The 6,978-nt window shown below is 72.2% G+C and carries 8 protein-coding genes and 1 pseudogene; 6 read left to right on the top strand and 3 right to left on the bottom strand.

What is annotated here, in order from left to right; genetic code table 11:
* The first annotated feature begins 101 nt into the window (after positions 1–101).
* The 6 genes from ACZ5GT_RS11235 to ACZ5GT_RS11210 all read left to right on the top strand — a co-directional run bounded on the left by ACZ5GT_RS11235 (position 102) and on the right by ACZ5GT_RS11210 (position 5,604).
* The gene (locus ACZ5GT_RS11235) at positions 102–767 is read left to right on the top strand and encodes a response regulator (RefSeq protein ID WP_469019046.1); all 666 of its coding nucleotides are present in this window, start codon (positions 102–104) and stop codon (positions 765–767) included.
* A gap of 183 nt (positions 768–950) precedes the next feature.
* The gene (locus ACZ5GT_RS11230) at positions 951–1,370 is read left to right on the top strand and encodes a hypothetical protein (protein ID WP_469019043.1); all 420 of its coding nucleotides are present in this window, start codon (positions 951–953) and stop codon (positions 1,368–1,370) included.
* A complete protein-coding gene (locus tag ACZ5GT_RS11225; protein WP_469019040.1) occupies positions 1,330–2,166 on the top strand; it encodes an ABC transporter ATP-binding protein in 837 nt (278 codons plus the stop codon). The genes ACZ5GT_RS11230 and ACZ5GT_RS11225 overlap by 41 nt, the downstream gene beginning before the upstream one ends.
* Positions 2,163–4,733 carry an ABC transporter permease gene (locus ACZ5GT_RS11220; RefSeq protein ID WP_469019034.1) on the top strand — a complete coding sequence of 857 codons (2,571 nt, stop codon included), beginning with the start codon at positions 2,163–2,165 and terminating at the stop codon, positions 4,731–4,733. The genes ACZ5GT_RS11225 and ACZ5GT_RS11220 overlap by 4 nt, the downstream gene beginning before the upstream one ends.
* A 233-nt stretch (positions 4,734–4,966) precedes the next feature.
* Positions 4,967–5,200: a type II toxin-antitoxin system VapB family antitoxin gene (locus tag ACZ5GT_RS11215; RefSeq protein ID WP_469019029.1), complete on the top strand. Its 234-nt coding sequence runs from the start codon at positions 4,967–4,969 to the stop codon at positions 5,198–5,200.
* Positions 5,197–5,604: a PIN domain-containing protein gene (locus ACZ5GT_RS11210; RefSeq protein WP_469019024.1), complete on the top strand. Its 408-nt coding sequence runs from the start codon at positions 5,197–5,199 to the stop codon at positions 5,602–5,604. Before ACZ5GT_RS11215 ends, ACZ5GT_RS11210 begins: the two co-directional genes overlap by 4 nt.
* A 97-nt stretch (positions 5,605–5,701) precedes the next feature.
* Here ACZ5GT_RS11210 and ACZ5GT_RS11205 read toward each other — a convergent pair whose 3' ends face one another.
* From ACZ5GT_RS11205 to ACZ5GT_RS11195, 3 genes and pseudogenes are all read right to left on the bottom strand, one after another.
* Positions 5,702–6,268, bottom strand: coding sequence for an HD domain-containing protein (locus tag ACZ5GT_RS11205; protein WP_469019659.1), 567 nt, complete (start codon positions 6,266–6,268; stop codon positions 5,702–5,704).
* Between the two features lie 68 nt (positions 6,269–6,336).
* Positions 6,337–6,564, bottom strand: a complete 228-nt coding sequence (locus ACZ5GT_RS11200; RefSeq protein WP_469019019.1) for a hypothetical protein — start codon at positions 6,562–6,564, stop codon at positions 6,337–6,339.
* 79 nt (positions 6,565–6,643) lie between these two features.
* Positions 6,644–6,820, bottom strand: a pseudogene (locus ACZ5GT_RS11195) (type II toxin-antitoxin system prevent-host-death family antitoxin); the annotation flags it as partial.
* Between the last annotated feature and the right edge of the window lie 158 nt (positions 6,821–6,978).

Genomic DNA, 6,978 nt, shown 5'->3' with positions numbered 1-6,978 from the left:
GTACTCCGAGTACGGATCCGAGTACGGATCCGAGTACGGATCCGAGTACGGATCCGAGTACGGATCCGAGTACGGATCCGAGTACGGATCCGAGTACGGACATGAGCGGGCCGATCCGGGTGGCCGTGGTGGACGATCAGCCGCTGATCCGGGCGGGATTCACCATGGTGCTGTCGGCGCAGAGCGACATGGAGGTCGTGGGGGAGGCCGCGGACGGCGCCGAGGCCCTGAGAATGCTGAAGAACACCGAGGCCGATGTCGTGATCATGGACATCCGCATGCCGGTCATGGACGGCGTCGAGGCCACGCGGCGGCTCGTCGAGTGGGGCACGGTGCCTCGGGTGCTGGTGCTCACCACCTTCGACACCGATGAGGACGCCTTCGCCGCGCTGCAGGCCGGGGCGAGCGGCTTCCTGCTGAAGAACTCCCCGGCCGAGGACATCGTGTCGGCCATCCGTGTGGTGGCCGCCGGCGAGTCCGTCGTCGCTCCGCGGGTCACGCGGGCGCTGCTGGACCGGTTCGCGGGGAAACTGGCGCCGCCTCCGCGGCGTGACGACCGGCTGGCCGTGCTGACCGGCCGTGAACGGGAGGTGCTGGAACTGGTCGCCGGAGGGCTGTCGAACGCCGAGATCGCCGCGCGGCTGTTCGTCGCCGAGGCCACCGTGAAGGCGCACTTCGGGAAGGTGCTGGCCAAGCTGCACCTGCGCGACCGCGCGCAGGCCGTGGTGTTCGCCTACGAGTCGGGCCTCGTCCGCCCCGTCGGCTGACCCCTGTGTGAACGTCGCTGGGCGGGTCTACGACCGTGGTCGTAGACCCGCGCTGCGACCGCGGTCGCAAGCGCCCGTGCCCGAAATCCGATCGTGCTCCGATGTGCCATGGACGCCGAACTCCGAGGATTGATTCCACGCCCCGCCGCAAAATGCCGGCGGAACTACTCGGAGGTTATGGTCATGGCGGTTTCCGGTGCTGTCCGCAAGAACAGGTTTCTGATTCTCGGGGCGGGCGGCGTGCTGCTCGCCGCCGTCGTGGCCGCCGCTGCCGCATACGGCTGGCACGAGCGCAACAAGCCCAGCCAGGCATCCGCCGCGGACTGCCGGCTGGCGCAGCGGATCGCCGACGAGGCGCAGCGGCTCCCCGAGGACGCCAAGGCGGCCGACGCCTGGGGGCAGCGCACGGCCACGATGCGCAGGGCGCGGATGAAGGACGGCTACCTCGGCGCGCAGATCTCCAACTACGAGGGCTGGGCGGTCCTGCACGCCAAGGGCCAGGGAGCGCCGACCGGCGAGGAACTCGCCCAAATCGCCAAGGAGGCCAACAGCCACTGCACGGATGCCGGTATCACCCTCACCCTGCCCGCATTCGATTCCTGACGGACGCGACGCGACGACGTTTCCGGAGCGGAGCGGCTCCGGAGCGGAAAGGAATTCTGACGTGACCGCGGGGATCATCTCGGCCGTGAACCTGGTGAAGAAATTCCGGCAGGGGCAGTCCGACGTCACAGCGGTGAACGGGATAACGGCGGATTTCGCCCGCGCCCGTTTCACCGCGATCGTCGGGCCGTCCGGCTCGGGCAAGTCGACGCTGATGCACTGCCTGGCGGGGCTGGACACCCCGACCTCCGGCCGGGTCGTGCTGGACGGCACGGACATCGGCCGCCTGTCGGACCGGGCACTGACGCGGGTGCGCCGCGACCGGGTCGGTTTCGTCTTCCAGTCGTTCAACCTGCTCCCGCAGCTGACCGCGCTGGAGAACATCGTGCTGCCGCTCACCATGGCCGGCCGCCGCCCCGACCCGGCCCTGCTGGACCGCCTCGTCACCGTCCTCGGCATCACCGACCGCCTGGCCCACCGCCCCGGCGAACTCTCCGGCGGACAGCAGCAGCGGGTCGCGCTGGCCCGCGCCCTGGCGGCCCGCCCCGCCGTGGTCTTCGCCGACGAGCCCACCGGCAACCTCGACTCCCGCGCGGGCACCGAGGTGCTCGGTTTCCTCCGCGACTCCGTACGCGACCTCGGCCAGACCGTGGTCATGGTGACCCACGACCCGGACGCCGCGGCCCGCGCCGACCGCGTGATCGTCATCGCCGACGGCCGCGTCGTCGACGACCTCGACGCCCCCACCCGGACCGAGGTCACCGACGCGCTGCGCACGGTGGTGAGGACCCGATGACGACGTCCGTCACCTGGCGCGCGAGCGTCCTGGGGTCCCAGCTGGCGGAACTGCTGCGCCGCCCGGCCCGCATGCTGACGACCGGCTTGTCGGTCCTGGTGGCCGCCTTCGTCGTGTTCGCCACCGTCATGGCGCAGCAGATCACCGAGAACACCGCCCGCGCCCACTTCCGCGGCACGCCCGCGGCGGTCTCGCTGGTCGTGACCGACACCGACACCTCGATCGGCCCGGCGGCGCTGCGGCGGATCCGTGCGCTGCCCGGGGTGGCCGAGGTCGCGGCCCGGGCCGACGCCGGAGCGCCGGTCTCCGGCGGCCTGTCGCAGAACTATCTGCAACTGCGCGCCGACCCCGGCAGCGGCCCGCTGTCCCGGGTCAGGCTCGTCGAAGGGAGCTATCCCGACGGGCCCGGCCGGATCGCCGTCAACCGCCCGGCGGCGGAAGAGCTCCGGCTGGCCCCGGGCCGCCGTATCACCCTGCTCTTCCCCGACCCCGGGAACCCGGAGAAGACCGTCCGCTCCACGCTGACGGTCACCGGCGTGGTCAGCGGCGCCACGAACGCCGACCGGGACGCCGCCGGGTACGCGACCGGGCAGAACATCCTGCGCATCGCGGCCCTGTCCGGCTACGCACGGCTCGACATCCGCACCGTGCACGGCGCCGACGCCCAGGAGACCGCCCGGCGGGTACGGGACGTCCTGCGGACGCCGTCCCCGCACGCCGTGGTGAGGTCCGGCGACACGGTCCGGGCCGCGGAGGCCCGCGCCGCCCTCGCGCAGTACCGCGAGGTCTTCCAGCTGATCGCCGTGTTCTTGGCCGTCGCGGTGGGAGCCGCCGCCCTGGTCGCCACCTCGGCCTTCCGTATTGTCTTCGCGCAGCGGCTGCGGCAACTGGCGCTGCTGCGTGCCATCGGCGCCCAGCGACGGCAGCTCGTCACCGCGCTCGTGGCCGAAGGCGCCCTGGTGGGGGCCACCACGGGGGCACTCGGTGTGCTGGCGGCCTGGGGAGCCGGGCACCTGGCCCCGCCGGCCGCCCGCGCCGCCGGACAGGACCTGGCCGCGCCCGGTTTCCCCGCCGCGCAGGCCGCCCTGGTGATCGCGGGCGCCGCGCTGGTGACGGTCGGCGCGGTGCTCGCCCCCGCACGGTCGGCGTCGCACGTGCCGCCGTTGCAGGCCCTGCGCGCCGCCTCCACCGTCACCAGCGAGCACCGCCTCCACCCCGCCAGGCTGGCCACCGGACTGTTCCTCGCCGTCACGGCCCTGGGGCTGGTGGCGCCGCTCCTCAGCGACCTGCCGCAGCCCGGGGCGGGCGGCTACGAACGGGACGTCACCTCCCTGCTGGTGACCGTCGCCTCGGCGGCCCTGGCCTTCTTGGCGCTGATCACTCTGGGCCCGCTGCTGGTCCGCCCGGTGCTGGCGGTCGCCGGATGGCCGCTGCGCCGGCTGGGGACCACCGGCAGGCTGGCGGTCGGCGTGGTCGGCGGCGCACCGCGCCGGGCCGCCGCGGTGTCCGTCGTGGTCGCCCTCGGCGTGGCGCTCGTCGGGGGAGCCCTCGTCGCCGTCGCCTGCCTGGGCGGTTACACGGACCGCAAGCTGGCCGTCGAGGCACCGGCGGACTTCCGCGTGACCGACGCCGAGGGGTTCCCGCCGGCCTTGGTGCAGCGGCTCGACGCTTCCCCCCGGCTGTCCGACGTCCTCGCCTACCGCACGCTCGACATCACGGTCGGGCAGACCCAGCAGACCGTCTCCGACCTCGACCTGCGGGCCCTGCCCACCGCCCACGACATCGACACGGCGACGGGGAGCCTGAGCGCCCCGCGCCCGGGCGAGGTGATCGTGGCCGCCCCGCTCGCCGACGGCCTGGGCGTCCGCGCGGGGGACACCGTCAGCCTCCCCGCTCCGCACGGGCGCCTCCGGCTGACGGTCGCGGCCACCCTCGCCGGTGACGGCCCGGTCGGCACGGGACTCTTCGTGACGCCCGCCGACCTCGGCCGCCTGGGCGCCGCCGCCCGGCCGACCGGCATCCTCGCCAACGCGGCGTCGGACGGTCTCGCCGCGCGCGGCGAGGCACGCAGGGCCCTGGAGGCCGCCGTCGCCGCCCAGGTCCCCGACCCCGACGAGGTCGCCCTGGACGTGCCGGCCGAGCTGCGGGACGTCACCCTCGGCGACATCCGGCTGGTGGGCACCACCGCGCTCGGGCTCGTCGGCCTCACCGTCACCGTCGCCGTCGTGGGCGTGGTCACCACCACCAGTCTCACCGCGGTCGAACGCACCCGGGAGTTCGGCCTGCTGCGCGCCCTGGGCCTGGGCCGGGGCTCCCTGCGCCGGACCGTCGCCGCGGAAGCCGCCCTGTACGGCGCCCTCGGCGGCATCCTGGGGCTGGCCCTGGGAGTCCCGTACGCCTGGCTGGCCGTCCGGCTCGCCGTCGCACCGGCGCCCCTGCTGCTGCCCACGGGCCGGCTCCTGACGGTCTTCGTCACCCTGACGGGCGTCACGGCACTCGCCGGACTCCTCCCCGCCCGCCGTGCCGCCCGCGCCACGCCCATGGCAGCGCTCGGCGACACCGACTGAGCCGAGCCCGGGGGCCCGCGAACAGCCGGGCGCGGGCCGGTCCCGTCCGGCGGCGAGCCCGTCGGCGGCCGGCGGCCCTCGGACCGGCGGTCGATCTGCGCGGCATGCACGGCCAGGACACGCACACAGCGTGCCAGGGGTGTCTTGCGCCTGCACGAATGAGGTGGCGGCGTGGGGTCTCCGATGTTGGTGACATACAATGGGTACATACAAGACGTGCAGGGAGGTGTGGCGTGTCCGTCACCCAGATCGATCTTGACGATGAGGCGCTGGCCGAGGCGATGCGGCTGATGGGTGCCACGACGAAGAAGGAGACGGTCAACGCCGCCCTGCGGGATTATGTTGCCCGGGTCAAGCGGCTCGAAGCCGCTGAAAGGCTGGCCGGGCGGGGAGCGCGGGGGGAGTTCGACCAGGCGGCGGCTGCGCATGATGCGGCCAAGCGTGCCCGCCGGGCGGCCTTCGAATGATCACGTACCTCCTCGACACCTCGGCGCTGTGGTACCTGTTCCGCACCCAGGGGGCGTTGAGCCCCTGGGAAGGGCACATCGGCGCCGGGGTGTTCCACATCTGCGAGCCGACCCGCACCGAGTTCCTCTACTCCGCCACCGGCCCGGCCCACCGGGACGAGATGGCAGAAGAGCTGGATGTCTTGTGCCGTCCGGCGCCGGTACCGAAGAACGCCTGGCGCTGGGTCGACACCGCACAATACAAGCTCACCCAGCACGGGCAGCACCGTGCGGCCGGTCCCATCGATCTCCTCGTCTGCGCGACGGCGGTCCACCACGGCCACACCGTGCTCCACGTGGACAACGACTTCGTCGCCGTGGCGGATGTCCTCAAGGAGGTCCAGCAACGGGACGTACGTGGCTGAGAAGCCGTACGACCGCTCCGGTGATCGCCCCGGGCCCGTCCTGTCGAACCGGCCAGTGGGAGGCGGCGGAGGGCGTCGGTGGCCGCAGACCGAGCCCTCAGCCGTGGATCGGGAAGGATGCCTGGAACGCCAGGCGCTCGTCTGCCGCGTCGCCGATGCCGGTGAGAACCCCGTCGAGCGCGATGAACTCCTCCCATACCGCCCGGCCAGTCGCTTCGGCCAGCCGAGCCACGACGAGATCCTCCAGGTCGGGAACGCGCTTGTTCTTCCAGATCTTGTCGGCGAGGCTCACCAGTAGGTCCTCCACATCTGGACGCGACTCCGCCCACGACGCATGCGTTGCGGCAAAGCGGGCCAGCCTCGGGCTGACACCGTGGCCAAGCAGAAGAGTCCGCCCCGCCTCCTCATGCGCGGACCCGGGCGCCGAGAGCTCAGAGACGTGCACGGTCTTGCCCACATCGTGCGTGGCCGCCCCGAAGAGCACAGCCTCGCGGTCGAAGACCATCGCGGGGTAAGCCTGCTCCACCCACTCGACCAGATGGTGCGCGACATCATGGACGGCTCGCAGGTGGGCCGCCAGCCGTGGTGGACTTCCCAGCTCCGACAGAAGATCTGCGACACGATCGGGCAGAGGGAGCAGGGGCGGGCTGACGGTGCCGCTCATGGCTCTCGACAAGAGGGTGTTCGTCGTCACCGCGTCAGAGTACGGTCGACGGAAAGCCGGATGGCCGGTCAGCGGGCGGACCATGCGGAGTGGCGGTCGGTGCTGAACATGGCGTCGGTGCGGTAGGCGGCGGCGAGGGCCACGTTCATCGCGTCCGCCATACCGGTGGCTTTGCCGCCGTCGGCGTCCGCGTACCCCTCGGCAACGGCGATCGCGGTACTCAGGTGCGCGCTGATCGGGGGGACCTCGAAGAGGCGAGTGGCCGTGTTGCGTTCGATGAACCGGGCTGCTGCCAAGGCCTTTCGGGTTCCCGCCCGTGCCGTGATCAGGTAGTCCGACTCAGCGAGAAGTTGGTTCCTGGGATCGCTACCAGGGTCACGGCCCCATCCCCTTCAGCGCTTCCTCGATCTCGTCATCGCTGAGATCAGGCAGGCCGAGGTCGGGAAGCTCTGTGTCCCCCATGGGGTCGGTCGGGAACGGGGGGACGTCGTTCTCGGTGATCGGTACCACCCGGGCGACCGGGGTGCCGTTCTTCGTGACGGTGACAATCTCCCCGCTGCGCCAAGGGCCTCATAACAGCCGGATTCAAGGACGTGCAGACGAGTACGGTCGGGACTGCTGCATGATCGGGTGACAGCGGGTTTTATGCAGCCAGAGCTGCGGGTGGAGTCATGATGGTCTCGTACTCGACGGGGGTCAATCGGCCCAGG

The organism is Streptomyces sp. NPDC031340 (assembly GCF_055569945.1).
The sequence above is the reverse complement of the archived record's forward strand: the minus strand, read 5'-3'. Positions and strand labels throughout refer to the sequence as shown.

Excerpts from the sequence above, each read along its gene's own strand:
- ACZ5GT_RS11210 (WP_469019024.1), top strand. The coding sequence starts at position 5,197 with ATGATCACGTACCTCCTCGACACCTCGGCGCTGTGGTACCTGTTCCGC.
- ACZ5GT_RS11230 (WP_469019043.1), top strand. The coding sequence starts at position 951 with ATGGCGGTTTCCGGTGCTGTCCGCAAGAACAGGTTTCTGATTCTCGGG.
- ACZ5GT_RS11235 (WP_469019046.1), top strand. The coding sequence starts at position 102 with ATGAGCGGGCCGATCCGGGTGGCCGTGGTGGACGATCAGCCGCTGATC.
- ACZ5GT_RS11225 (WP_469019040.1), top strand. The coding sequence starts at position 1,330 with ATGCCGGTATCACCCTCACCCTGCCCGCATTCGATTCCTGACGGACGC.
- ACZ5GT_RS11220 (WP_469019034.1), top strand. The coding sequence starts at position 2,163 with ATGACGACGTCCGTCACCTGGCGCGCGAGCGTCCTGGGGTCCCAGCTG.
- ACZ5GT_RS11205 (WP_469019659.1), bottom strand. The coding sequence starts at position 6,268 with ATGAGCGGCACCGTCAGCCCGCCCCTGCTCCCTCTGCCCGATCGTGTC.